Origin of the sequence: Burkholderia sp. AU30280, assembly GCF_020420125.1 — a bacterium.
Classification (GTDB): Bacteria; Pseudomonadota; Gammaproteobacteria; order Burkholderiales; family Burkholderiaceae; genus Burkholderia.
Genome location: NZ_JAIZRY010000011.1, coordinates 112,042 through 138,471, shown reverse-complemented (window position 1 = coordinate 138,471; position 26,430 = coordinate 112,042). Strand labels below are relative to the sequence as shown.

Genomic DNA, 26,430 nt, shown 5'->3' with positions numbered 1-26,430 from the left:
CGCGTGGATCAACACGGTCTCGCAATTCACGTTGAACGCGGCATACACCGTCTCGCCTCGATCCTGCACATCGACCATCACCACGACCCGTTTCACGTCATAGGCCTGCAGCTCGACTTTCCGCAGTACGGCCTCGACGTCTTGTGGCCGACCAGCGCGGTAAGCGGCACGTCGGCATAAATCCGATCTTCGCAGCTGCGGCGCAACCCGAACGTCGCGGTGGCAGCTCGCGATCGAGCGCGACCGGTCGGTCGACGATCGCGGACGGTGCAGCGTCGAGTGCGTCGCAGATCCGTTGTCGTGCCAGCGAATCGCGGTGGCGGTCCGCCAACGCACGTTCATCCCGCATTGATTCAGCTCGCGCGTTCGCCTCGCGGGTCGTGGCGAGATTCCGCCGGACCCGCTTGGGCCCGGTTTTCGTCAGCAAGGCCACCGACGCCGCAGCGCAGTTCGCAGCGGCCGCGGTGTGGCGCGTGACGTCGAGCACCGGCCGGCGCTCGAGCTGCCTCAGATGTGCGGCCCGCCGCGCACGGTCGGCGGCGTCCGCGCATGCGTGCACGCCGAATGCCAGTTCGCCGAGCGAGACCGTCGAGATGAACACCGGCACATCGTCAGTAGTGTCGATCACGGCGCGCGGCTCAACTGCACCACCTGCCAAGCCCACCCAAACGCAGCGGTCGATGATCACGCCCTCGGGTCACGCACTCCATCTTCGAAGCCGGTGCGGCTATCGCGCAGCCAGCGGGCCGCGTCCTCGGCGCCTAGCGTTTGCGGCAAGCCCTCGAGCGCCTGCGCCGCGTTCATGACGGGTTCGGCCGGCACCAGGCGAGCGATTACGGTCTGATTACGTTCGACCACGACGGTTTCGCGACGCTGCGCGACTTGGTCGAGGATCTGGCGCGTGTTGCGTGCCAGATCGGTTGCAGTAATGGTTGGCATGGCGACCTCCGGGGGCTGTCGAATGCGTTTTATACGTAATTTACGCATTCTGCGCAGGGCAGTGCGAAAAAGCCCGTCCTTTGCCGGACGGGCGACTCCGCCCGACTCACTCGGTAACGTGCGTTTTTCTCATGGTCGCCACGAAAATAAGTCGTTTGTCGTGCGCCAAACGCATGAACAGAATGGCCTCCATCCCGTGCCACGCGTGTCGCCACCCGAAGCGATCCGCCTGCATTCATCGGAGGAGTCACTTCATGCGCACCGAACGCAACTACGTGAACGGCCGTTTCGTCGCCCCGGAAAGCGACACGTTCATCGTCGTCCACAATCCCGCCACCGAAGCGCCGTTCGCGCGCGTGCCGGCCGCGACGCCGGCCGCGGCGCTCGCCGCCGTCGACGCCGCGGCCGCCGCGCAGAAAGCCTGGCGCAAGCTGCCGAGCGCCGAGCGCGCCGCCTGCCTGCACCGCTTCGCCGACGCGCTCGCCGCACGCGCGCCCGAGATCGGCGCGGCGCTCGCGCAGGAATCCGGCAAGAGCGTCGAGGACGCGTCGAACGAAGCCGTCTACGCGGGCCAGATCACGCGCTACCACGCCGAGTGGGCGCGCCGGATCGAGGGCGAGATCATCCCGAGCGACACGCCGGACGAGAACCTGTTCCTGCAACGCGAGCCGATCGGCGTCGTCGCGTGCCTGATCCCGTTCAACTACCCTGTCTACACGCTGCTGCGCAAGGTCGCGCCCGCGCTGATCGCCGGCAACACCGTAGTCGTGCGGCCGAGCAACCACACGCCGGTGTCCGCGTTCGAGATCGCGAAGGCCGCCGACGATGCAGGCTTCCCGCCGGGCGTGATCAACATCCTGACGATGGATCACCCGACGGCCGAAGCGCTGTGCACGCATCCGGCAGTCGGGATGATCACGCTGACGGGCAGCGTGAACGCGGGCCGCAAGGTGCTCGACTACTGCAAGGCGAACATCGCGAAGCCGTCGCTCGAACTCGGCGGCAAGACGCCCGCGATCATCGAGCCCGACGCCGACCTCGAACGCGCGGCCGCTGCACTCGTCGCATCGAAGACGACTCATTGCGGCCAGCTCTGCACGGCGATCGAGCGCGTGTACGTGCACGACAGCGTGCATGATCGCTTCGTCGCGCTGCTGAAAGAGAAGATGGCGGCCGTGCGCATCGGCGACCGTGCGGAAGACGCCACGCGGATGGGCCCGCTCGTCAGCGCATCGGCGCGCGCGCACATCCACGGGATGGTCGAACGCGCGATCGCCGCTGGTGCGACGCTCGAAACCGGCGGCGCAATCCCGGCCGGCCCCGGCTTCTTCTACCCGGCCACGCTGCTGACGAACTGCCGCCAGGACATGGAGATCGTGCAGGAGGAAACCTTCGGCCCGATCATGCCGGTGCTGCGCTACACGACGATCGACGAAGCGATCGCGCAGGCGAACGACCACCAGTTCGGCCTGTCGTCGGTGCTCTACACCGAGCACTACCGCACCGCGATGACCGTCGCGAACGCGATCGAAGCCGGCGAGCTGTACGTGAACCGCACGCCGGCCGACCCGTACCAGGGCTTCCACGCCGGCTGGAAGCGCTCGGGCCTCGGCGGCGACGACGGCAAGCACGGCATGCTCGAATTCACGCAGACGCGCCTCGTCGTCATGAAGTACTGACGCCGTCACGCCGACGCACCGTTTCCGGCGCGCGCACCACGACACCCCGCCGCGCGCACCGCCCCTGACCCGATCGAACACATAACAAATCTGCAGACCTCCGCGTAAAGGAAGTCTGATGGAGGAAGACACCATGCCGACCCAACCGTCGACGCACGCCGCGTCGCTCGCGTTGCACGACGACGCACACGCGTCGCAGCCCGCCCGCGCGCAACGCTACCTGCAACTGCTGCTGCTCGTGATTGCCGCGGGCGCGATCTACCCGATGCTGTATCTGCGGCAGGTGTACCAGCCGACGATGCTGCAGTTCTTCCATATCGACGACGTGCAGCTCGGCTACCTGTATTCGTCGCTCGGCACGATCTTCCTCGTGAGCTACCTGCCGAGCGGCTGGCTCGCCGACCGCCTGTCGCCGCGCTGGCTGATCTGCTTCTCGCTGCTCGCAACGGGCGCGCTCGGGCTCGTCTACGCGACCGGGCCGTCGTTCGACACGCTCGTGCTGATCTTCGGCGGCTGGGGGCTCACCACCGGCCTCACGTTCTGGGCCGCCGTGATCAAGCGCGTGAACACGATCGCGGGCCCCGACGAACAGGGCCGTTTCTTCGGCCTGCTCGACGGCGGCCGCGGCCTCGTCGAGGCGTTGCTCGCCACGATCGCGATCACGCTGTTCGCGTACGTGACGCAGGCGCGCGGCGGCACCGACGCGGCCGGTTTCAAGCTCGTCGTCCACCTGTACGCATTCTTCTGCATCGCGCTCGGCGTGCTGCTCGCGCTGGTGAAGGATCCGGCGAGCACGGGCGAACGTGCGACGGCCAGCAATCGCCGGCCAGGCAACGTGCTGACCGACCTGAAGACGCTCGCGTCGATCCCCGAGCTGTGGCTCGTCGCCGCGATCGTGTTCTGCGGCTACCAGGTGTTCTGGGCGACCTACAGCTTCTCGGCGTACCTGCACGAAGGCAATTTCGGGCTCAGCGCGACGGCGGCCGGCTTCATCACGACGCTCAAGCTGTGGATGCGCCCCGTCGGCGGCATCGGCGGCGGCTTCCTCGGCGATCGCGTATCGAAGGTGTCCGTGCTGTTCTGGGCGCTGCTGCTCGCCGCGCTGTCGCTCGTCGGGCTGATCGCGGCGCCCGCGCACAGCCCGCAGGCCATGCTCGTCGTGCTCGTCTTGTTCATCGGCATCCTCACCTACGCGATCCGCGGCCTGTACTGGTCGCTGCTCGACGACTGCAAGGTGCCGACCCATTGCGCGGGCCTCGCGATCGGCCTGATCTCGGTGCTCGGCTATTCGCCGGACGTGTTCGTGCCGCTGATCAACGGCTACGTGACGCAGACCTGGCCGGGCGCGCACGGCTACCAGCTCTATTTCGGCTATATCGCGGCCATCGCGCTCTGCGGCGCGGGCGCCGCCGCGTTCCTCAAATACCGCCTCAACCGCCTCCAGGAGTCCGCATGAAGATCGTTTCGCTCGAAACCCATATCGTCGCCGTGCCGCCGCCGCATGTCGGCGGGATGTACTGGATCTTCGTGAAGCTGAGAACCGACGACGGCATCGAAGGCGTCGGCGAGATCTACTCGGCGACGTTCGGCCCGAAGGCGATGGCCCCGATCATCGACGACGTGTTCGAACGCCATCTGCTCGACCGCGACCCGCATCACGTCGAACGGCTGTTCCGCCAGGCCTATTCGAGCGGCTTCACGCAGCGTCCCGACCTCACGATGATGGGCGTCGTCAGCGGCCTCGAGATGGCGTGCTGGGACATCGTCGGCAAGGCCGCGGGCAAGCCCGTGTATGAACTGCTCGGCGGGAAGATCCACGAGCGGCTGCGCTCGTACACGTACCTGTACCCGAAGAACGCGAAGGGCGAATACGACTACGACGACCCCGACCTCGCGGCCGAATGCGCGGCCGAGAACGTGAAGCTCGGCTTCACGGCCGTCAAGTTCGACCCGGCCGGCCCGTACACGGCTTATTCGGGCCATCAGCTGTCGCTCGAAGTGCTCGACCGCTGCGAAACGTTCTGCCGCAAGGTGCGTGAAGCCGTCGGCAGCAAGGCCGACCTGCTGTTCGGCACGCACGGGCAGATGGTGCCGTCGTCGGCGATCCGGCTCGCGAAGCGGCTCGAGAAATACGACCCGCTGTGGTTCGAGGAGCCGGTGCCCCCCGGCCAGGAAGAAGCGATCGCACAAGTCGCGAAGCACACGTCGATTCCGATCGCGACCGGCGAGCGCCTGACCACCAAGTACGAATTCCACAAGCTGCTGCAGGCGGGCGGCGCATCGATCCTGCAACTGAACGTCGCGCGCGTGGGCGGCCTGCTCGAAGCGAAGAAGATCGCAACGCTCGCCGAAGTGCACTACGCGCAGATCGCGCCGCACCTGTACAACGGGCCCGTGGGCGCAGCCGCGAGCATCCAGCTCGCGACCTGCACGCCGAATTTCCTGATCCAGGAAAGCATCATGACGTGGGGCGGGTTCCACGCGGAAGTCGTGAAGACGCCGATCCGCTGGGAAGACGGCTACATCATCCCGTCCAACGAGCCGGGCCTCGGCATCGAACTCGACATGGACGTCGTGCGCCGTCACACGCCGTACACCGGCGAGCGGCTGCACCTGCAGATGGGCGAGAAGCCCGTCGACGTAAAGGATCTCGCCCCCGCGAAGGGCTGACCAGGAAAAACGCGACCATGACTTACGACTACATCATCGTCGGCGCGGGCTCGGCCGGCTGCATCCTCGCGAACCGCCTGAGCGAATCGGGCCGTCACTCGGTGCTGCTGCTCGAAGCCGGCGAACGCGACGCGTCGTTCTGGTTCAAGGTGCCGGTCGGCTTCACGAAGACCTACTACAACCGCCGTTACAACTGGATGTACTACAGCGAGCCCGAGGCGCAGCTCGCCGACCGCAAGCTGTACTGCCCGCGCGGCAAGGTGGTCGGCGGATCGGGCTCGATCAACGCGATGGTCTACGTGCGCGGCCAGCGCAGCGACTACGACGACTGGGCGAACGCCGGCAATCCCGGCTGGGCGTACGACGACGTGCTGCCGTACTTCCGCAAGCTCGAAACCCACGCGGCCGGCGCGACCGACCCGCGGCATCACGGTTCGACGGGGCCGATCCACATCACGTCGATGAAGGCCGACGTGCATCCGATCGTCCACGAGTTCCTGAAGGGATGCGCGCAACTGAACCTGCCGCGCACCGACGACTTCAACGGCGCGCAGTTCGAAGGCGCGGGCATCTACGACCTGAACACGAAGAACGGCGAACGCTGTTCGAGCAGCTTTGCGTACTTGCGTCCCGCACTGGGCCGCGCGAACCTCACGCTGCGCTCGGGCGTGCTCGTGCGGCGCGTGACGTTCGACGGCACGCGTGCGACCGGCGTGGTCATCGCGGGCGAACACGGCGACGAAACGCTCGTCGCGGCACGCGAGGTCATCCTCGCGGCCGGCGCGGTCGATACGCCGAAGCTGCTGCAACTGTCGGGCGTCGGCGATCCGTCGCTGCTCGCGCGCCAGCGCGTGCCGCTCGTGCATGCGCTGCCGGCCGTCGGCCGCAACCTGCAGGACCACCTGTGCGTGAGCTTCTACTTCAAGGCGAACCGGCCGACGCTGAACGACGAGATGGGTACGCTCGTCGGCAAGATGAAGATCGGGCTGCGCTACCTGCTGACGAAGCGGGGCCCGCTCGCGATGAGCGTGAACCAGGCGGGCGGTTTCTTCCGCGGCTCGGACGATGCGCGGGAGCCGAACATCCAGCTGTACTTCAATCCGCTGTCATACCGGATCCCGAAGAGCGACCGCGCAAGCATCAAGCCCGAGCCGTATTCTGGATTCCTGATCGCGTTCAATCCGTGCCGGCCGACGAGCCGCGGCACGATCGAGATCGCGTCGAACCGCGCGGAGGATGCCGCGAAGATCCGCATCAACGCGCTCACCACGCAGAAGGATCTCGATGAAGCCGTGCAGGGCAGCAAGATGATCCGGGCGCTGATGCGCGCGCCGGCGCTGAAGTCGATGACCGTCGAGGAAATCTCGCCGGGGCCGCAGGTCGATTCCGACGAAGCGATGCTGCAGTATTTCCGCGAGCAGTCGGGTTCGATCTATCACCTGTGCGGCTCGTGCGCGATGGGGCCGGACGCGGCGACGTCGGTGGTCGATGCATCGCTGCGCGTGCACGGGCTGCAGGCGCTGCGGATCGTCGATGCGTCGGTGTTCCCGAACATCACGTCGGGCAATATCAACGCGCCGACGATGATGGTCGCCGAGAAAGGCGCGGATCTGATCCTGGCGGATGCGGCGCGGCCGGAGACGGCCGGCGTGCCGTCGACGCCACGCGAGACGGTCGCGCAGTAGCGCGGTGCGGGCAGGTTCGGCGGTCACCGCCGCCGAGCATCAGCCCTTCGTGGCGCCCACGATCTGCCGGCACACGTTCACGATCAGGTCCCTCAGCCCGGCATGCACCGCGTCGCGTTCGAAGCGGGGATGCCACATGATCGAGATCGCGAGCGCGGGGGTCGCGACCGGCAGGTCGAACGTCACGACGTCTCGCCGGGCCTCGGCGGTGTGCTTCTCGGGCACGTGCGCGATCCAGTCCGAGCGCTGGGCGAGCTCGATGCCCGATTTGAAGCTCGGCACCACCGCGATGACGTTGCGCTCGCGCCCCTGCTCGCTCAGCGCATCGTCGATCGGCCCGTGAAAACGCCCCTTGCGCGACACGCTGATGTGCGGCACGGAAAGATACGCATCGAGCGTCATGCGTCGCCGCGCCAGCCGATGGCCCTTTCGCAGCACGCCGACCATGCGGTCGTCGAACAGCTTGCGGATCATGATCTCCGGCCCGGTCTCGCCGACCACGCCGATTTCGATATCGACTTCCCCGCTGCGCAGGCGCGCCACGGTCTTCTCGTGCTTCGGCAGGAAGCGCAGCCTCGCATGCGGCCATGCCTCGCACGCCTGCGCGATGATGGGTACCGCGAACGAATCGATGAACCCGTCGTTCGCGCTGATGTTGAACACGCGCTGCGCGTCGATCGACCGGTGCTGCGCGCCGAGCAGCAGTTCCACATCCTGCAGGATGCGGTCGAGCGGCTCCTTCAACCGCCGCGCCGTTTCGGTCGCCACCATGCCCTTGCCCGCGCGCACCAGCACCTTGTCGCCGATCGCGTCCTGGACACGGGCAAGGGTCCGGCTCATCGCGGACGGGCTCAGATCGAGACTGCGCGCCGCGCCGGACACGCTTTCCTCGTCGATCAGCGCTTTCAGCGCCAGCAGCAGGTTCAGGTCGATCCGGTTCAACGCCGCGCTCCTCGCAGATTTGCATCGAATGCATCATATATCTGACAAACCTGCACTGTACACACGTCTATTCCGCTCCTACCATTCGGGCAACCGAACGGAGGAACGCATGGAGGCGACGCAGATGGACGACGAGCGATTGCGCGAGTCGCTGTTACAGGACTGGCAGGACCATACGAAGCAGCCGGCAGCGGTGGCGGCCCGCTTGCGGGAGCGGCTTGCATTCCCGATGGGCGAGCAGGATCTCGTCGAACTGGCGGCGCTCGCGACGCACGTATTCGGCGAGCACCTCGGCGACTGGCAGGCGGGAATGGACTGTCTGGACCAGCTCATCGACGCGCACGACGACGTACCGGCCGAATCGCGCCGGCGCATCGATCGCCAGCATGCGGTGCTCGAACGACTGGCGGACGTGAATGCGTCGCTCGACAGGTTCGACACCAACGATCGCGTCTACGTCACGGCGCTCGCGCTCCCCGCGATCACGCTGCAGCGATCGGCGGCGGAAGCGGAAACGGCCTTCGCCGAAGCGATGCACCTGCTCGCGTCGAACGACTGCCCGGCGCACCGCAGGCTGTTCGGTGCGGTGACCGCCAATCTCGTGTGCGACCTGCTGGATCGTTCGGCGTTGTCCGCTGCCAGACGACGCCTGCTTGTCTTGCTCGCCGAGAAAAGCCATGCGCTCTGGCTTCGGGAAGGCGACGAGACGGACCGGGAGAAGTCCGCGTTTCGGCTGATGCAGAGTTACCAGAAATGCAGGATGCCTGACAATTACGGAAGCGGGCGCTATCGGCGCTACGAATCGATCGAACCGTAACCGCAAACGGCGCACGGGCCGCAACGGCGCAAGAACGATGCGGTGCAGTGCGGTGCGCAGCGCCGCATCGTTCTCCCCGCCCGGCTGATTCAATTTACACTCGACCGCTTCTCCACGAACCGCCGCACATAATCATCCGCCGGCCGCGACAGGATATCGTCCGGCGTCCCGACCTGCACGAGCGTACCGTCGCGCAAAATCGCGATGCGGTCGCCAATCCGCAGCGCTTCGTCGAGATCGTGCGTGATGAAGACGATCGTCTTCGCAAGCGTCGCCTGCAGTTCGAGCAACTGATCCTGCATCTCGGTACGGATCAGCGGATCGAGCGCCGAGAACGCCTCGTCCATCAGCAGCACATCGGTGTCGGCCGCCAGCGCGCGCGCCAGCCCGACACGCTGCCGCATCCCGCCCGACAGCTCGTCCGGATAGTGATCGCCATAGCCGTCGAGCCCGACTTTCGTCAGCCAGTTGCGCGCGGCCTCGGCCGCATCGTGCCGCTTCTCGCCGCGCGTGCGCAGCGCATACGCGGCGTTGTCGAGCACGGTCTGGTGCGGCAGCAGCCCGAAGTTCTGGAACACCATGCTGACCTTGAAGCGGCGCAGCTCGCGCAGCCCGTGCGCGTCGAGCTTGATCACGTCGCTGCCGTCGATCACGATCTCGCCGGCCGTCGGCTCGATCAGCCGGTTGAAGTGCCGCACGAGCGTCGATTTCCCGGAGCCCGACAGCCCCATGATCACGAAGATCTCGCCCGACTCGATGCCGAGGCTCACGTCGTTGAGCCCGACGTTGCAGCCCGTTTCGGCCAGCACGTCGGCCTTGCGCTTGCCCGAGCGCAGCAGGTCGAGCACGCGCGCATGCGCGGCCTGCGGCCCGAACAGCTTGTACACGTGTTTGACGTCGATGGTCGCCATGTCTGTCTCCGTTCCTATGCACGCGACGACTGCGTCGCCTGATTCGAATCGACGCCCGCCGACTGCGCCTTGCGCGGCAACCGGTACGGCACGCGCGACGCGCCCCTCTGCCGGCGCTGCTGCGCGAGCCGCCGCCGCGCACGTCGTTCCTGGCCGAAGCCCTGGCTGATCCGGTCGATCACGATCGCGAGGATCACGATCGCGAGGCCCGCCTGCGTGCCCTTGCCGACGTCGAGCGTCTGGATGCCGGCGAGCACGTCCTCGCCGAGCCCGCGCGAGCCGATCATCGACGCGATCACGACCATCGACAGCGCCATCATCGTCGTCTGGTTGATGCCGGCCATGATGCTCGGCCGCGCGAGCGGCAACTGCACGTTGACGAGCAGTTGCCAGCGCGTCGTGCCGAACGCGCGCGCGGCTTCCGTCACGTCCGGATCGACCTGGCGGATGCCGAGATCGGTCAGGCGGATCAGCGGCGGCAGCGCGTAGATGATCGTCGCGAGGATCGCGGGCACCTTGCCGAGGCCGAACAGCATCAGTACCGGGATCAGGTACACGAAGCTCGGCAGCGTCTGCATCACGTCGAGCACGGGCAGCAGCATCCGCCGCAGCCACGCGCTGCGCGACGCGAGGATGCCGACCGGCACGCCGATCGCGACCGACAGCACCGTCGAGACGAGCATCAGCGCAAGCGTCTGCATCAACTTGTCCCACAGGCCGAAGCAGCCGATCGCGTAGAGCAGCAGCATGAAGAGTGCGCCGAGGCCGATGCGGCGCGTCGCATTCCACGCGATCGCGCCGACGACCAGCAGCACGAGCCACGGCGGCGCCACGCGCAGCGCGCCCTCGAGCGGCACGAGCAGGTAGCGCAGCACCAGTACGCTGAAGTGATGGAAGCCGTCGCCGTATTGCGCGACGAACGTCTCGAGCGCGCTGTTCACCCAGTCGGCGATCGACAGGTGCAGAAAGAAGCCGTTCATGTTGATTCTCCGTCGCGCCGCGAAGGCGCGTGACGGCGGCAGCGGGCGCGGGCCCGCCGCCGCGCGCAGGTTACGCGCCCTTCAGGCTGCCGGCGATCTTCTGCGCGACGTCGGCCGGCACCCACTGCTTCCACATGTCCGGGCGGGTCTTCAGGAACTGCGTGGCCATCGCCGCGCCGTCGATCTTCTTCGTCGTCATTTCGAGGATCGTCTGGTTCAGGAAGTCCATCGGAAACCGCACCTTGCCGAATACGCCGACGAGATCGGGGTTCGCATCGGCGAACGGCTTCGACACGCCGACCGTCAGCCGCGACACCATGTACGACGATGCGCACTGGTGCGTGCTGCTCTCGTCGCGCAACGTCTTCCAGCATGCTTCGTTATAGGCCGGCATCTTCAGCGCGGTGAACTTGTATTTCGCCATCAGCGCGGCCGGGCCCCAGTAATAGAACACGATCGGCGCGCCGCGCTGGTACGCGGACACGATCGCCGCGTCCAGCGCCGCACCGGTGCCCGGGTGGAAATTCGTGTACGACTGGTCGAGCTTCAGCACGCGCAACAGGCGCGTGTTCACGCGCTCGCAGTCCCAGCCGGTCGGGCAGTTCAGGAAGCGGCCCTTGTCCGGTTCCTCCTCGTCGGCGAACACCTGCTTGTACTTCGGCAGATCGTCGATCGACACGAGCCCCGGCGCGACCGGCTTGATGTTGCGCGCCGGATCGCCCTTCACCACGTAGTCGGGCACGAACCAGCCTTCCGTCGTGCCGCCCGGCAGCGTGTCGCCGATCAGCTTCACGGCGCCCGACGCGACGGCCTTCGCGGTGATCTCGCTGCGCCCCGTCCACTGCTCGGCCCAGATCTGCAGGTCGTTGCGCGCGAGCGCCGTTTCGGTGGCGGCCGTGCTGCCCGGCACGACGTCCGTCTTGCAGCCGTAGCCCTTTTCCATGATCTGCCGCAGCACTTCGGTCGCGAACGACCCGCTCTCCCACGTGATGCCCGCGAAATGGACCGTCTTGCCGTCGGCGCACGCGCCGCCGGCCGCATGGGCGGCAGGCGCGGACAGGATCGCCGCGGCGGCGAGAAGGACCGTTTTCAGTCGTCGAATCTGCATGGTGGGTCGTCTCCAAATCGAATCTGTTGTTTGTGCGTCGCGGCATGCGCGGCGACCGGCGCATCGTGAATCCAGCCACGTCCGGTCAGCCTGCATGTTTCAGCCGCCAATTTGTTTAGGGAAACGAGTAATTCCGATCATTGCAATCGGCAGCGCCAATCGATCTTCCGGCATCCCTGAAAGCCCGCCGGACGGGCCTCCCAGCCGATTCCCCCAGTCCGCTCACGGCCCCGCGCATGCGGTGTCGCGCCCCCGTTCGGCCGTCGCGCGAGCGGCCTTGAAGCGTGGTGCAGCGCACCCCGTTTCGACTGTCGAAACAGCCTGTCGCGCCCCCATTGGCGAAGCCGATAGCAATCATCGAAATTACTCGCTTTCGGATCCTTTTCGGCTTGGGAAGAATGCGCGGTGTCATCGGAGGAGACACGACCCGACGCTGCCGGTTGCCGCGCCGCCGCGCGTTGCGCGTTTCCGGCGCCGCACGCGCTGCGCCGGGTCGCCCCGGATGACGGGGCGCGCCTCGCCGGACGCGCTCACGACAACCGATACAAGCTGGATATCCCGGAGATCTCAATGAAAAAGACCCTGACGGCGCTCGCCGTAACGGCAACCTTCGCCGCCCCCGTGTTCGCGCAAAGCAGCGTCACGCTGTACGGCGTGATCGACGAAGGCCTGAACTACACGAACAACGTCGGCACCGGCCACGTCTACGAAATGGCGAGCGGCTACGCGCAGGGCAGCCGCTGGGGCCTGAAGGGCAGCGAAGATCTTGGCGGCGGCATGAAGGCGATCTTCCAGCTCGAAAACGGCTTCGACGTGAACACCGGCCGGCTCAACCAGGGCGGCCGCATGTTCGGCCGCCAGGCCTACGTCGGCCTGAGCCAGGCCCAGTACGGCACGCTGACGTTCGGCCGCCAGTACGACTCGGTGGTCGACTATCTCGCGCCGACCACGGCCAACGGCAACTGGGGCGGCTACCTGCTCGCCCACCCGTTCGACAACGACAACACCGACAACTCGTTCCGTCTCGACAACACGGTGAAGTACGCGAGCCCGAACTTCGGCGGCTTCCAGTTCGGCGGCGCCTACAGCTTCAGCAACAGCACGAACTTCTCGGACAACCGCGCGTACAGCTTCGGCGCGCAGTACCAGAACAACGGCCTGCTGATCGGCGCCGCGTACCTGCAGGCGAACCATCCGGGCGACGGCTCGGCCGGCGCGATCACCGCGAACGACGCGAGCTACCTCGCCGAGCGCATGCGCGTGTTCGGCGCGGGCATCAACTACACGTTCGGGCCCGCGACGGTCGGCTTCGCGTACACGAACTCGAACTACAAGAACCCGACCGGCAACGGCTACCTCGGCACGCCGGACGCGATCATCGCCCCCGGCGCGACGGTCAGCGCGATCAAGTACCAGAACTTCGAACTGAACGGTTCGTACCAGATCACGCCGGCGTTCATGGTCGGCGCACAGTACGTGCTGTCGCTCGAGAAGTACGACGCGTCGACCGGCAATGCGAAGCCGAAGATCCATTCGGCCGGGTTGATGGCCGACTACAACCTGTCGAAGCGCACCGACGTGTACGTGCAGGCCGCCTACCAGCACATCGCCGGCGACAAGACGAACTCGATCCTCGACAACGCGTTCATCCCCGGCACCGACGCGCCGTCGTCGACGTCGAACCAGGTGGCCGTGCGCATCGCGCTGCGCCACAAGTTCTGACGCAACCCGGTTCTCCATTCTTCACGCGACACCCGCGCCGGTCTGCCCGAGGTGTCTTTGCCCGCCCGCAAGCGCAAGCCTGCCGGCGGGTTTTTTCATGGTTCGTCGCCGGATGCCGGAGCGCGTGTGCGACATCGGCTGCCTCGCCAAGCCGGACACACGCGTTCGACGGCCTCATGAAAATCCACGACAATCGTTTCCAGCCTTTCATGCCCGTCGGTGCCTGTCTCGATCCGGCGCCCGGCCGATATGCTCGCAGGGCGTGCGCTGTCCGTCTGGCAGCGCACGCCGTGCCGCGTTCGGGTTGATCGTGGACAAGCCGCTTGCGGGATGAAGGACGCTCGCGCTTGCGCATTGCTCACACTCGTTTGCAATTCCACGTCAGGCCGGTCGATATGATCTGCCTGTCACCACCGTGACGGTATGGGGATAGGCAATCCTGCGGCCACGCGCCGCAACGAGCCCCAACGGCTCGACGAACACAACGCATCGGGGACTACGGCAATGGAGCACAACGAACGCCCAAAATCGCACGGCGCTGCCGGCTTCTGGCGACGAACCGCCGCCTTTTCGATCGATTCAATCATTCTCGGACTGATCGGGCTGGCGATCGCGATCCTGTTCTTCGATGCCCTTTCGACGATTGGCGAATGGGGAAGGCTGATCGGCTTCCTGATCGGTTCCATTTACTTTGGCCTGCTCGAGGGCGGGAATCGGCACCAGTCGCTCGGCAAGCGAGCGATGCAGATCCGTGTCGCCGATAGCGCCGCCCCTGACGGATCCGGTCCCGGGTACCTTCGCGCCTGGGCACGGTACGCGCTGATCGCCGTTCCGCTGATCCTCGGCGGCATCGCCTTCATCGACCTGCCCGCGCTTCACGAGCCGGGCATGGCATGGCTCGCCGCCGCAAACGACGCGATCATGTTCTTCTGGGGCATGGCGTTGCTGTATCTGCTCGTGTTCAACAGGCCGAGCCGCCAGTCCGTACAGGATCTGCTCACCGCCAGCAGGGTCGTGCGAGTCGCGGCCCCTGTCGAGGATGCCGCTCCGGTTAGCCGAAAGCACTGGGCGATCCTGGCCGTCCTTGGCCTGCTTTTGTTCGTCGGCAGTCGTTTTGCGGCAACGCGGCTGATCGATGACGATCGCCTGGCCGATATCCATCAGATCCAGCGTGCGGCGTCCACCGTTCCGGGCGTGCTCCAGAGCGGCGTCTGGATCGGCAACCTGCGTGCGGTCGGCCCGGCGGGCCAGACGGCGAAAGCGGTCGTCACCATCACCGTGGCCGCGAGCACGCCGACGTTGCTGAACAAGGCCGGGGCGACCGCGGTTGCACACGCAGCGCTTTCCGCATCGGCCTGGCTGCGGCAGCAGGATCTCGTCAACGTGGTCAGTGTCCGCGCAGTCAATCTTGGCATTGCGACGTGGCGAAACCAGTTTTTCATGGGGCGCTCGCCTGCCGAATGGGCCGCGACCGTCGGCACCGGGTCGACGTGACGATGCAGGCGTGACCGCCGCCCACCCGGTTGAGCCATGCCCGTCCACCGGACGAGAGCAAAGGGCCCGCATCGGGAGTCGCCACGTCGGATCGCGGCGCCAGCTGAACACGACGGAACGCGCGTCCACACATACAACGGAGCATCCTGAATGAGTGACATCGGCATCGACCTGCCGATCTGGGTCGTCCCGGTCCTTTACGGCGCCATCTACTGGCCGGTGACGCTTTTTTTTCGGATCCCTCAGCCTGTATGTCGGCGTGACTCGCCTGCACGGCATCCGTCGTATTGCCTTCATCGTCATCGCGCTCCCGCTACTCGCCGTTGCGTGCCTCGGGATCTATTACGTCCTTGCAGGACATTGAGCAACGGCGCATGCCCCTTGACTGCACAATATCCGCGGCTACCCGGGTTCGATCGGGCCGACCCGTGTCATGAAACGCCAGCCGCCCCGTCAACCGTGACAGGTCGACAGCCGACGATCCGTCGATACACTGTGTGCCGCCCCATCCGAAGGAGTGTCACTTGAAGCACTGGCGCCGCACCCAGTCCGTAGCCGCCGCCGGCCTCCCGGCCGCGCGCTCCGCCGTCGCCGAACCAGGCAGCCCGCAATGAGCACCGGCCCGCGCAACGCGCGAATCGACCTGCTGCGCGGCGTGTCGATCGTGCTGGTCCTGCTGCATCACTTCAACATCCCCTACTCGCTGCGCGACACGTCGCTCGCGCGCATCGTCGGCTGGGACGCGGTCCATGCGATCGTGCGCAACGGCAACTACGGCGTGACGATGTTCTTCGCGATCTCGGGCTACCTGATCACGTCGAATGCACGCCGCCGCTGGGGCAGCCTCGGCGCGCTCGACGTGCGCGCGTTCTACGTGTCGCGTATCGCGCGCATCGTCCCGTGCCTGCTCCTGCTGCTCGCGCTCGTCAACGGCCTCGCGGCGGCCGGCGTGCCGATCTTCCAGAACCATGCGCCGGAAGGCATCCCGGTGTCGTTCTGGCTCGTGAATCTCGCGTCGCTGACGTTCTGGATGAACGTGCTGATCGGCGCGTACGGATGGGTCAACTACGCGCTCGGCGTGCTGTGGTCGCTGTCGGTCGAGGAGGTGTTCTACCTGTCGTTTCCGCTGCTGTGCATCGCGCTGCGCCGCGACACGCGACTGTTCGCGTTCTGGCTGCTGATTGCCGCGATCGGCCCCGTGTACCGCTTCACGCATGCTGGCGACGAAGGCGGATTCCTCTATGCGTACTTCGCGTGCTTCGACGGCATCGCGATCGGCTGCTGCACCGCGTTGCTCGCCGAGCGCGCGCGCTGGCAGGTACTCGCGACGCCGCCCGTGCAATGGCTCGCGGCAGCGGCGATGACGGCGCTCTATCTCGCGTGGCCGATCGCCCAAAGCCATGTGATCGGGGTCTCCGCGATGGCGCTCGGCACGGCCGTGCTGCTGATCGGCGCGCATGCGGAACGCGAACGCACGCATGGCCGCGTGCTCGCGCCGCTGCGCTGGAGCGGGCGGCTCAGCTACGAGCTGTATCTGTTCCACCTGATCGTGCTCGGCGCGCTGCGCACGTTCTGGCCGCCGTCTGCCACGCATGGCGACGGCAAGCTGGCGTTGCTCGTCGCGTACCTGGTGCTGTCGGCCGGCTTGAGCGCGGTCATCTCGCGCGCGGTTTCCATCATTTTCCCTTGCACTGCGCGTGCATGTTCGCCACCCCAAGCTCGCGCCACGGCCCCCATTCACCCCCCTGGCCGGGAACGTCGCCCAGCACCCACCAGCCGTTGAGCCAGTGCTTGCCGGCGTAGGCCACTTTCTGGCAGGGCGTGGAATAGGTTTGCTTCGGATCCCACGACGCAACCGTCTCGCCGGCGTCGGCGCGCACCGTCACGCGATGGGTTGCCGTCGATTTGCGGCTCAGCGTATCGGTCACGGTCAGGCGGAAGTCGTAGTCGCGCGCGCTGCCGGCCTTCGGCGCGACGAAGCTCACGGTCGCGCCCTGTTGGACGACCTGCAAGCCGGCCGGGCTCGTCCACGCGTACGACAGCCCCTTGCCGCTCGATTGCGCGCCCGACAGCGTCACGTGCTCGCCGCCCGCGATCGTCGACGGTCCGGCGATCGATGCGCCGGGCGGCGCGATCGCCTCCTGCGCCTTCACCTTGAGCACGTGGGTCTTGCTCGCCGTATATCCGTTGGCGTTGGTCACGGTCAGCCCGAATGCATAGTCGCGATCCTTGTCGGACGGCGGGACGACGACGCTCGCGCTGCTGCCGGCCGGTTTCAGCGCGACGCCAGCCGGCGCGCTCCATGCGTATCGCAGGCGTTCACCGACCGACGCCGCGCCGGACAACGTGACCGTTGTGTTCGCATCGGCTTGCGCAGGCCCCGTGATCGTCGCCTCCGGCAGCAGCACGCCGTCGTTTTGCACGGTGACCACCGCGCCGTCCGGCCCCACCGAGTTCACCGTGACGATCTTGCCCGACAGCGTGTCGTGCAGCGCGTGCCCCGGCATCAGCGGAGCATCCTTCATGCCGTTCGCGCTGCCCGGCGTCGTATCCACCAGCGTGTTCATCAGCGAGTTGCCCTGGTACTTGACCGTTCTCACGATCACGCCGTTGACGAACGGATCGTCCGCTTTCCAGTCGTCGAAGCCGCGCAACGGCTGCCGGAATTCGAGCCACAACTGCGTACCGTCGCTGCGCGCGATGCGATAGCCTTTCGCGCCGGCCCGATCGCCGAACAGCGGCGCCAGCTTGTAGGTGCCAGACTCGCGAATCTCCGGGACATCCGTTTGATCGAGCCAGCCGGAGAACAGCTGGTAGCTCCCCGGGTAAAGACGACGGCCGCCGCCACCGACCGTGTCGGACGGATCGTCGACCTTGCCCGTGCGGCATGCGGCGCCCACCTGCACGGCGCCGCCGACGGTCGGGCAATCCACCCGCGAATCGGGATGGGACGCGCCGAGCGAATGGCCGAATTCGTGCGTCCACATCCAATACGCCTGGCCGCTATTGTTCGACAGGATCCAGTTGCCGGGCTTTGCCGCCAGCCCGGCCCAGTTGCAACTCCCCAGCTTCGGAAGGTCGACGAACAGGTAGTCGAACTGGGCCGGGTCGACACCCCGCCCCTGCGCGGCCTTGCGTGCCGAATCGAGCAGCGCGCTCGACGTGCAGGTTGCCGGACGCGCGCCGAGGTCGACGTCGGCAAGCACCGTCCCGGCCAGCGTCGCCTTTCCGTGAGACGCCACTTCGATGTAGCGGCGCAGCGACGAATAGTCGTCGCCGTCGCCGAACACGGCCTTGCGGACGACCTCATGATCCTTCGCCGCGGCATCGCTGAAGCGTGCGGCCAGCACCAGCGCCGTTTTCTCGCCCAGCAGCGGGCGCTGCGGCGGCGCGAACGTCGCCGCCGATACCCACGTCGCCGACGGCTCGCCACGGGCGGACTGCATCGCGACACCGTCGCCGCCCTCCCGGATCGCGAGCACTTCGTCCCGGCCCGTCGAAATCCGGTACGCGTTCAGCATGCCCAGCCGTCCGGCCGGCCCGGTCTCGAAGCGCCACTGGGCCATCTTCGCATCGCCGCCGGCGCACGGCTCGACCGACACACGGCCCATGCCGGTATTGCCGGCCTGGGTGCGCAGGCACATGTCCTGGCCGCGCGCCTGCGTGGCCCCCGCGTTGCGGATCTGGTAGTAGCCCGCGCTCGGCACGAATGCCCAGTCCTGCGCGGCGCCGCCGTCGCAGGCGGCGACGGCGGGATCGGTGCTTGCCGGTTGCCACGCCAGGCATCGCTCGGCGCCGTCCTGGTAATGCTTGATCGGGTCGTAGGCGGGGGCGGCGGATGCGCCGGTCGGTATCAGCAGGGCTGCGATGGCCGTTGACAGGGCCGTCAGCGCGAAAGTCGGGTCAAGGGGCTTCACGATCATTGAGATAGCATTCGGCGCAAGCGGTGCGCATTGAAAGGAGTGCCCATTGTTCCGGCGCCCCGCAACTCGCTCAAACAACCTCAACTTTTCCTCAATACTCCAATTCAATGGATCGCCGGCGGCGTCGATTTCATGCGGAATCGGTACGCGCGCCCGTCTGTTCCGGGCCGGCCGAAACAGAGCTAGACTGTTGGACGGAAAATGCGGAATCGCGTGTTCCGGGCGGCTTGGCCCGCCGTGTCGTCGCCGTCATCCGAAAACATCGTATTCGGGGAAATTCCGCCCAATGCTCGACAGGCTCCGCCGGATTCCAACGCTCGCAGCGTCGGTACGACCGTCCACGTGGCTATTGCTGACCGGCGTCGCCATGCTTGCGGCGCTGAGTTGCACGCCGGCCGCCGAGGCGCTGCTTTCGCCGCTCGACCGTCTTTACTGGGACCTGGTTACATCCGGCTTCGATCACGGCGCGCGCGACAAGGTCGCCGTGATCATGGTCGACAAAAAGACCATCGCCGAGATGGGCGACGGCGGGAGCTACACGCGCGCGGGCTATGCGAAGGTGCTGGACCGCGTCTCCGGCGCATCGAGCGTCGTGCTCGACATGACGATGATCACGGCGTCCCGGGACGATGCGCTGCTGGCGGCGGCGATCGCGAAGCACGGTCGCGTGGTATTGCCTGCGCAGGGGGCGCCGGTCAACGGAAGCGCCGAGACCATGATTTTTCCGGCGCGGCTGCTGCGCGAAGCGGCTGCCGCGGTCGGCCAGCGCAGCGTCGTGCTGGGCAGCGATCATCTGGTGCAGGGCATCGTGCCTTACGTCAGGAGTGGCGACGGCCACGAGATTCCGCACGTCGGCCTTCAGGCGATCCGCGTCGCGAACGCGCCGCTGCCGGACGTGCGCCGCCATGTGCAGGATCATGTGACCGGGATGGGGGATGTCGAAGGCGGCTCGATCCTGCTGCTCCTGCCGTTGCGCTTCGACCTCGACCGCTATTCACTCGTCGACGTGCTGAAAGGTCGCGTTCCCGCGTCGACATGGCACAACCGCATCGTGTTCATCGGCGACGGGATATCCGACCTGTCGGGCGCGTTCTATCTTTCGCCCCGGAGCGACGGGAGAGTGCGGCGCGTCGAGATCGATGCGCTCGTGACCGATGCGCTGCTCGCCGGGCGCCTGATGCTGCGCATGCCCACTTCGATACAACTGGCCGTCAGCATCGCGGTCGCGACCGGCATGCTGTTGACCTGCATGTTCGTGCCGGGCTGGCGCATGTACGGATTCGCGCTGGCGTGGCTGGTCGCATACGTCGCCGGCGAAACGGCGCTGCACGTCTACGGCGCGTACTGGACGCCGGTCGGGCCGTTGCTGGCGGTGTGCGTGACGATCTTCGCCGTCTGCGGCTGGCGGCGGGCAGGCAGCCTGCGCGCGGCCCTGATGAAGGAATACCGCGGGTTGCGCGGACTGGCCGGTCGGCATGCGTTCGCCGGTCTCGCGCAACCGGCGGCCGCCGGCGACGCGGTGTCGATCGACGACGACGTCGTGCAGGCGATGTCCCGCATTCGCGAATGGCAATCGACCTATGTCGACGTGATCCATACGCTGCCTTATCCGATCTTCGTCGAACAGGACAGCCACCTGCTGATGTGCAACGAACGCGGCAGAGCGATGCTGAAATCGATCGACGTCGACAACGATGCGGCCGTCCGGAAGGTGCTCGGCATCGCGTACGACGAGATCCTGGCGGCGAAGGAGACGGGGAGGATTCACTCGGTCGAACTGACCTTGAACGCGCGCACGCACATGATGATGGTGACGCCGTTCGGCGACGGCGATCACCATCGCTCCACGGCGAGCATGATCTGCCTCGTCGACATTCACAACGTCAAGGCGGCGGTCGAAAGCGACCGGATGACGCTGCGCCACATGGCGCACGATCTGCGCAATCCGCTGTCGACCGTGCTGTCGCTGCTCGAGCAGCGCACCGTCGCCGACGGCGCGGCGGATCCCGATTTTCTGGCGGATCTGCACAAGCTCGTCGACTACAGCTTGCGCGTCGCGCAGGATTTCACCCAATTGTCGCGTGCCGAACATCTCGACAGGAACGCCTATGTGCCGGTGTCCGTGAGCGATCTGGCAACCGAGGCGGTCGACCAGGTCTGGCACAGCGCGAGCGCGAAGCGGATCCGCGTCGAAGGTCCGCATGAAGACGGCGACGAGGTGTTCGTGCTCGGCACGCGCGACATGCTGCTGCGCGCGTTGATCAACCTGCTCGAAAATGCGATCAAGTATTCGGACGAGGAGACGGTCGTCGACGTGTGGATCAACGTCGGCGAGCGCAATGTTTCCATCACCGTGGAAGACAAGGGCATCGGTATTCCGGCGGAAGCGATGCCGCGACTTTTCGAGCCGTTCTTCCAGGTCGACGGCACGTATCGCGATGCGAGCCGCGGGGTCGGGCTGGGGCTGCCATTCGTCAGGACGGTCGTCGAGCGTCACGGCGGATCGATCGACGTGACGTCGACGCCGGGACGGGGCAGCCGCTTCACCGTGCACTTGCCGGTGACCTGCGCGGAGCTGAACGGCCCGGCGTAACCGGCCGCCGCCGAAATGAAAAAAGCCCTCGCGCGAGGCGAGGGCCATGCCGGCATCGGTCGATGCCGGTTGAACGTTACGGGTTTCGCGCCGGCCCGGGCGTGCGCCGCGGGCCGATGCTCGTCGGGATTCGCGTCAGTCCTTGTGCTCCTCCCAGGCCTGGTCCCACGCGGTGCCCTTGCCCGGCTCATACGCCCAGCCAGCCATTGAACACCAGTTGGTGTACGGGAACGGCTTGCATCGGTACAGCTTGCCGTTGTTCGACACGATGTCGCCGGCGCCGTACTTGGTGCCTTCCTTGTATTGCGGATGGTTGCCGCCGCCTTCGCCGCCGCCGTTGCCGCCGCCGCTTTCGCCGCCGCCGTTGCCGCCGCCGTTGCCGCCGCCGTTTTCGCCACCGCCGTTGCCGCCGCCGTTTTCGCCTTCGCCGTTGCCGAAGACCGTCCACGCATCGCTCCACGCGGAGCCCTTGCCCGGTTCATAGGCGGCCGGCGCACCCGAGCACCAGCCGCTGTACGGGAACGGCTTGCACTGGTACAGCTTGCCCAGGTTCGATACGACGTCACCGGCCTTGTACTGCGTACCGGCCTTGTATGCCGGGTACTGGCCGCCTTCGCCGCCACCTTCGCCGCCACCTTCGCCGCCGCCGTTGCCACCACCGCCGTTACCGCCGCCGCCCGTATCCGTCGCCTTCACGAGCACCGTGTGCTGCGCGGTGGACGACAGCTTGCCGTCGCCGACCTTGACCGAGAACGTGAATGACTGGTCCTTCGCAAGCTTCGGCGCGGTGAAGCGCAGCGCCGGGCCGGAAGCCTGCGCATCGATGCCGGACGGAGTCGTCCACTGGAACGTCAGTTTGTCGCCGTCCGGATCGGTCGATTTCTCGGCCGAGAGGACCACGGCCTGACCGCCGTCCGCCTGGGCCGGGCCGTTGAGCCGTGCCACCGGCGGACGGTTTTCGGCCGGCGGCGGTTCGACCGACGATTCGGCCTGAGCGGTCACGACGACCTGGGCGGCATCCTTCAGTCCCGCCGGATCGGTCACCGTCACGCGGAACGTATAGCGGGTGTCCTGCTTGACCGCCGGGACGTCGACCGTCGCCTTCGCACTGGCGGGATTGCCGATCTTCAGCGGATCGCCGCCGATCTGTTCCCACTTGAAGGTCAGCTTGTCGCCGTCGGGATCGCGCGAGTTCGATGCGTCGAGCGTCACCGTCTGCGGCCCGGTGACCGTCATGCCGGCGCCCGCGTTCGCGATCGGCGGATGATTCTCCGCGCCGCTGCCGCCGTCGCCGTGCCCGAGGCCCTCGTGCATCGCGTTCAGGATGTCGCCGTTGTCCGCGTCGATTTCCCACGAGAACATCCCGCCGAGTTGATGCTTGCGCACGTAGTCGCCCTTCGCGTTCACCGAGCGCGGATCGTCGAACGTGAGAAGCTCGCCGGTGCTCTTGTTGAACACGTACGGCGCCTCGGCGGTCTGGTCGTAGTGGTACTCGTAGCCGTTGATGCCCGCATTGTTCGGCCCGATCATTTCCGACTTGAGTTTCTTGTAGTCGAGAATGCCGGCTTCCCACTGCCCCTTGTGCGGCCCCTTCGCGGTGCCGGTGAACGGATTGCCGTCCGTGTAGCCCGACACGCCGGTCCAGCCGCGGGCGTATGCCGCCGCGCCGACGACGAGCTTCTTCGGATCGACGCCCTGCGCGAGCAGCGCCTTGATCGAGTTGTCGGTCGTGTACTTGGTGTCCGGCCGCGCCGCGGGTGCGTAGAGCGCCGTCTGGTGACCCAGCTCCGTCAGACTGAACGCACCATAGAAGTCGTACGTCATGTCGAAGATGTAGTCCATGTACTTCGTGGCTTCCTTGTAGTTCACCACGTCGATCTTGTCCTTGCCCGCGCCGATCGCCGACGTCAGCTCGTAGGTCTTGCCGGTATCCGCCGACACGCGATCGAGCATCTGCCGCAGTTCCTTCATCAGCGTCACGTACAGCGCGCCGTCCGTCTGCGGATTGCCGATCGCGCCGTTCGCGCCCTTGCCGCCCGGGAATTCCCAGTCGATGTCGACGCCGTCGAAGAACTTCCAGGTGCGCAGCAACTGTTCGGTCGAATCGACGAACACCTTGCGCTTGGCCGGATCGTGCAGATGGAAGAACGGATCGGACAGCGTCCAGCCGCCGATCGACGGCAGGATCTTGAGATTCGGATTGCGTTTCTTCGCGGCCATCATCTGGCCGAGCACGCCCTTGAGCTTCGAGTTCGCGGTCTGGCCGGGCAGCGTCATGCCGAGCTCGCCCCACGTGTCATGGATCGCGACGCTGAAGTCGGGCAGCCCCGCGCACGTCTGCTGCAGCGCGCGGAACGAATTCGGCACGTCGCGCGCGAGCGACGTGTTGATGTCCGCACCGCCGCAGATCGGAACGAAGCCGTACAGCATGTGCGTCAGGTTCTCGACCGGCACGTTGTCGACGTTGAACTTGCGGTCATAAACCGACCACGCCGCGAAGTAAGTGCCGACCACCGAGCCGGACGTGTTCTTGAAGTGCTTGTGCGCCTTGCTCGCGTTGTCGGGCAGCGTGTCGGCCAGTTCCGGAATCGTGTCGAAGACGACCACGTCGATCGGCGCGCTGTCGGTCGACGCGCCGTTCGCGTCGATCACCCGGACTTGCATCTTCTTCACGCCCGGCGTCTTGACGTTGGTGACCACGGTACCGCTCTGGTTGCCGCCGGGCGTCAGCTTGATTTCCGACGCGGCGTCGACCGCGCCGTCGACCACCGCGACCGCCTTCACCGCGGTTCCGTTGCTCCAGATGTCGAAGGGCAGCGGCACGTCGACCTTCTTGTTGAGCTTGACGATGTCCTTGTAGGGTGCGCTCCCGGCCTTCTGCAGGTCGATTTCGACGAAGCCGTGCGGCTGCGACGTGATTTCGTACTGCTTGAGGCTGGGTTTCCCGGGGGCTGCGAATGCCGCGTTCGCGAAACACAGCGCGCTGGCCGTGGCGATCGCCGCGAACGCAAGCGTCTGGTTACGGCCGGATGTACCAGCGATGCTCGCTCGATGGAGGTTGAGTTTATTCAGGCGCAATTTGATCGTCTTCCTTGAGTAATTGAAAAGAGTGTCTGAATCGACCTTCGTATTGTTTTTTACCCGCCGTCTCGCGCAAACCAATCTGAAGGATGTCTCAAGAAATGCCGGCCCCGAAGGTGCCAGACGCCGGTTTCTTGATGAATCGCTCAAGAAGATTCACGGCCCGATCACGCTCGCGGAAACTGCAACCCGTGTCACATCCCAGTCGATGCATGACGCACATACGCCGGGCCTCACGCAGGCACCGATCAACCTCTCTTACGAAAGCAGTATCGCCAGATACGATCAATCACCTACACACCATGAACAAACACACCGCGAACCGAACGCTCTTCAAACTGTCGCCGCTGGTTGCATGCGCTTCCATGTTCTTCGCACAACATGCGATCGCGCACGGCTATCTCTCCGATCCGCCGTCGCGCAACCTGATGTGCAGCTCGAAGCAGGGTCCGGCGTCGAACTTCAATTGCGGCTCGGTCACGTGGGAACCGCAGAGCGTCGAGGGCAAGCAGGGCTTTCCTCAAGCAGGCGCGCCGGACGGGCAGATCGCGAGCGGCGGCGTCGTGCAGTTCAGCGAACTCAACGAGCAATCCGTCGATCGCTGGAAGACCAACGACATCAAGTCGGGCGCGCACCAGTTCAAATGGACGTTTACCGCGCCGCACGTGACGAAGGAGTTCAAGTACTACCTGACGAAGCAGGGCTGGAATCCGAACCTGCCGCTGACGCGCGACCAGTTCGACCTGACGCCGTTCTGCACGATCGACGGCGGCATGAAGAAGGCCGATGAGATCGGGCCGCACGGCTGCACGATTCCGTCGGACCGGACCGGGCATCACGTCATGCTGAGCACGTGGCACGTCGGCGACACGGCCGGCATGTTCTACAACGTCGCGGATCTCAACATCAAGGCGGACGGCGGTCCGACCGATCCGGGCAAGCCGAGCTGGTCGTCCGTGGGCAACATCGCGCCGACCGTCGACCTGAAGGCCGGCGACAAGGTCATGAACCGCGTGTTCAAGTCGGGCGGCGAAGTGCCGTCGATGAAGACGACCGTCACGATCGGCACGGCGGAACAGGGTGAACGCAACATGTGGCCGATGCTGCTCGCGAAGGAAATCAACCGCGTGCAATCGGCGAATCTGCTGGCCGGCATCGAGCGCGACGGGCGCATCGAACCGTCGCTCGGCGCGAACGACGTGTTCGCGAAGAGCGGCAGCGGCATCGTGCGCACGGAAACGACGGTCGAGAAAAAGCCGGAATCCGGCATCGACGAAAACTTCAGCATCACGAACAACCCCGAATTCAAGATCGAAAACGGCAAGGCGACGGCGAAGTTCTTCCTGAAGTTCAACCATTCGAAGGACACCAGCGTCACGGTGAAGGTTTACGACGCGGCCAATTCGATGGTCGGCTCGAAGTCGGCAACGATGCGGATGCAGGGCGACCTGAGCGTCGATATCGCGAATGCGAAGGCGGGCGCGCATACGGCCGTGGCGACGTCGCAGATCGAAGGCGGCACGCTGAAGCAGGAAACCGTCACGTTCAAGCTGACCGGCGGAACGGGCGGCGGCGAAGGCGCGCAGTGCCAGGCGGCGTGGAAGCAAGGCACGGCTTATACGGGCGGCGCCAAGGTGCAGCACGACGGCCGTACCTACGAGGCGCGCTGGTGGACCCAGAACGACGTGCCGGGCTCGCCGGCGACGACGGGCGCCGACCACACCGGCAAGGTCTGGAAGGACCTCGGCGCATGTAGCAAGTAAGGACGCCGAGAGGCTTCGTTCGAGCCGCACGCCGCCAGGCGTGCGACTCGTTCGTCGCCGACGGATGCATGCGCAGCGCGTTTCGGGCAGGTCGAACCTGCCCTTTCGAAACCGGCTGCGCCT

18 protein-coding genes are annotated in these 26,430 nt (G+C 66.2%); 10 read left to right on the top strand and 8 right to left on the bottom strand.

The window, feature by feature from the left end; translation table 11 throughout:
* Positions 1–97: 97 nt before the first annotated feature.
* Positions 98–628, bottom strand: a complete 531-nt coding sequence (locus LGN17_RS24590; RefSeq protein WP_226198964.1) for a hypothetical protein — start codon at positions 626–628, stop codon at positions 98–100.
* Positions 629–684: 56 nt separating this feature from the next.
* A complete protein-coding gene (locus tag LGN17_RS24585) occupies positions 685–939 on the bottom strand; it encodes a type II toxin-antitoxin system Phd/YefM family antitoxin (RefSeq protein WP_226198963.1) in 255 nt (84 codons plus the stop codon).
* 254 nt (positions 940–1,193) lie between these two features.
* Between LGN17_RS24585 and aldA the strand changes: the two genes are divergently transcribed.
* The 4 genes from aldA (at position 1,194) to LGN17_RS24565 (ending at position 6,973) form a co-directional block, all read left to right on the top strand.
* Positions 1,194–2,618 carry an aldehyde dehydrogenase gene (gene aldA, locus LGN17_RS24580; RefSeq protein ID WP_226198962.1) on the top strand — a complete coding sequence of 475 codons (1,425 nt, stop codon included), beginning with the start codon at positions 1,194–1,196 and terminating at the stop codon, positions 2,616–2,618.
* A 133-nt stretch (positions 2,619–2,751) separates the two neighbouring features.
* Positions 2,752–4,074 (top strand): MFS transporter, encoded by a 1,323-nt coding sequence (locus LGN17_RS24575; RefSeq protein ID WP_226198961.1) that lies wholly within the window; start codon positions 2,752–2,754, stop codon positions 4,072–4,074.
* Positions 4,071–5,288, top strand: a complete 1,218-nt coding sequence (locus LGN17_RS24570) for a mandelate racemase/muconate lactonizing enzyme family protein (RefSeq protein WP_226198960.1) — start codon at positions 4,071–4,073, stop codon at positions 5,286–5,288. Before LGN17_RS24575 ends, LGN17_RS24570 begins: the two co-directional genes overlap by 4 nt.
* Before the next feature lie 17 nt (positions 5,289–5,305).
* Positions 5,306–6,973, top strand: a complete 1,668-nt coding sequence (locus tag LGN17_RS24565) for a GMC family oxidoreductase (protein WP_226198959.1) — start codon at positions 5,306–5,308, stop codon at positions 6,971–6,973.
* 39 nt (positions 6,974–7,012) lie between these two features.
* Here LGN17_RS24565 and LGN17_RS24560 read toward each other — a convergent pair whose 3' ends face one another.
* Positions 7,013–7,915: a LysR family transcriptional regulator gene (locus LGN17_RS24560; RefSeq protein ID WP_226198958.1), complete on the bottom strand. Its 903-nt coding sequence runs from the start codon at positions 7,913–7,915 to the stop codon at positions 7,013–7,015.
* A 109-nt stretch (positions 7,916–8,024) separates the two neighbouring features.
* Between LGN17_RS24560 and LGN17_RS24555 the strand changes: the two genes are divergently transcribed.
* Positions 8,025–8,732, top strand: a complete 708-nt coding sequence (locus tag LGN17_RS24555) for a hypothetical protein (protein ID WP_226198957.1) — start codon at positions 8,025–8,027, stop codon at positions 8,730–8,732.
* A gap of 89 nt (positions 8,733–8,821) precedes the next feature.
* Here the strand turns inward: LGN17_RS24555 and LGN17_RS24550 are convergent, their stop codons facing one another.
* The 3 genes from LGN17_RS24550 to LGN17_RS24540 all read right to left on the bottom strand — a co-directional run bounded on the left by LGN17_RS24550 (position 8,822) and on the right by LGN17_RS24540 (position 11,731).
* On the bottom strand, positions 8,822–9,643 hold the full coding sequence (locus LGN17_RS24550) for a quaternary amine ABC transporter ATP-binding protein (RefSeq protein ID WP_105815790.1): 822 nt from the start codon (positions 9,641–9,643) through the stop codon (positions 8,822–8,824).
* A gap of 14 nt (positions 9,644–9,657) precedes the next feature.
* Positions 9,658–10,623, bottom strand: a complete 966-nt coding sequence (locus tag LGN17_RS24545; RefSeq protein WP_226198956.1) for an ABC transporter permease — start codon at positions 10,621–10,623, stop codon at positions 9,658–9,660.
* 70 nt (positions 10,624–10,693) lie between these two features.
* The gene (locus LGN17_RS24540) at positions 10,694–11,731 is read right to left on the bottom strand and encodes an ABC transporter substrate-binding protein (protein ID WP_175957119.1); all 1,038 of its coding nucleotides are present in this window, start codon (positions 11,729–11,731) and stop codon (positions 10,694–10,696) included.
* Positions 11,732–12,301: 570 nt separating this feature from the next.
* On the opposite strand from LGN17_RS24540, the gene LGN17_RS24535 reads away from it, so the two are divergent.
* The 3 genes from LGN17_RS24535 (at position 12,302) to LGN17_RS24525 (ending at position 16,730) form a co-directional block, all read left to right on the top strand.
* The gene (locus LGN17_RS24535; protein WP_226198955.1) at positions 12,302–13,453 is read left to right on the top strand and encodes a porin; all 1,152 of its coding nucleotides are present in this window, start codon (positions 12,302–12,304) and stop codon (positions 13,451–13,453) included.
* A 504-nt stretch (positions 13,454–13,957) separates the two neighbouring features.
* A complete protein-coding gene (locus tag LGN17_RS24530) occupies positions 13,958–14,947 on the top strand; it encodes an RDD family protein (protein WP_226198954.1) in 990 nt (329 codons plus the stop codon).
* A gap of 610 nt (positions 14,948–15,557) precedes the next feature.
* The gene (locus tag LGN17_RS24525) at positions 15,558–16,730 is read left to right on the top strand and encodes an acyltransferase family protein (protein WP_226198953.1); all 1,173 of its coding nucleotides are present in this window, start codon (positions 15,558–15,560) and stop codon (positions 16,728–16,730) included.
* On the opposite strand, the gene LGN17_RS24520 is transcribed toward LGN17_RS24525, so the two are convergent.
* Positions 16,624–18,870 carry a PKD domain-containing protein gene (locus LGN17_RS24520; protein ID WP_226198952.1) on the bottom strand — a complete coding sequence of 749 codons (2,247 nt, stop codon included), beginning with the start codon at positions 18,868–18,870 and terminating at the stop codon, positions 16,624–16,626. The two genes, LGN17_RS24525 and LGN17_RS24520, sit on opposite strands and share 107 nt — an antisense overlap.
* Before the next feature lie 46 nt (positions 18,871–18,916).
* Between LGN17_RS24520 and LGN17_RS24515 the strand changes: the two genes are divergently transcribed.
* On the top strand, positions 18,917–21,463 hold the full coding sequence (locus tag LGN17_RS24515) for a CHASE2 and HATPase_c domain-containing protein (RefSeq protein ID WP_226198951.1): 2,547 nt from the start codon (positions 18,917–18,919) through the stop codon (positions 21,461–21,463).
* A 135-nt stretch (positions 21,464–21,598) separates the two neighbouring features.
* Here the strand turns inward: LGN17_RS24515 and LGN17_RS24510 are convergent, their stop codons facing one another.
* Complete coding sequence (locus tag LGN17_RS24510) at positions 21,599–24,541, bottom strand: glycosyl hydrolase family 18 protein (protein ID WP_413227046.1); 2,943 nt, start codon at positions 24,539–24,541, stop codon at positions 21,599–21,601.
* A 305-nt stretch (positions 24,542–24,846) separates the two neighbouring features.
* Between LGN17_RS24510 and gbpA the strand changes: the two genes are divergently transcribed.
* Positions 24,847–26,307, top strand: coding sequence for an N-acetylglucosamine-binding protein GbpA (gene gbpA / locus LGN17_RS24505; RefSeq protein WP_226198950.1), 1,461 nt, complete (start codon positions 24,847–24,849; stop codon positions 26,305–26,307).
* The last annotated feature ends 123 nt before the right edge of the window (positions 26,308–26,430 follow it).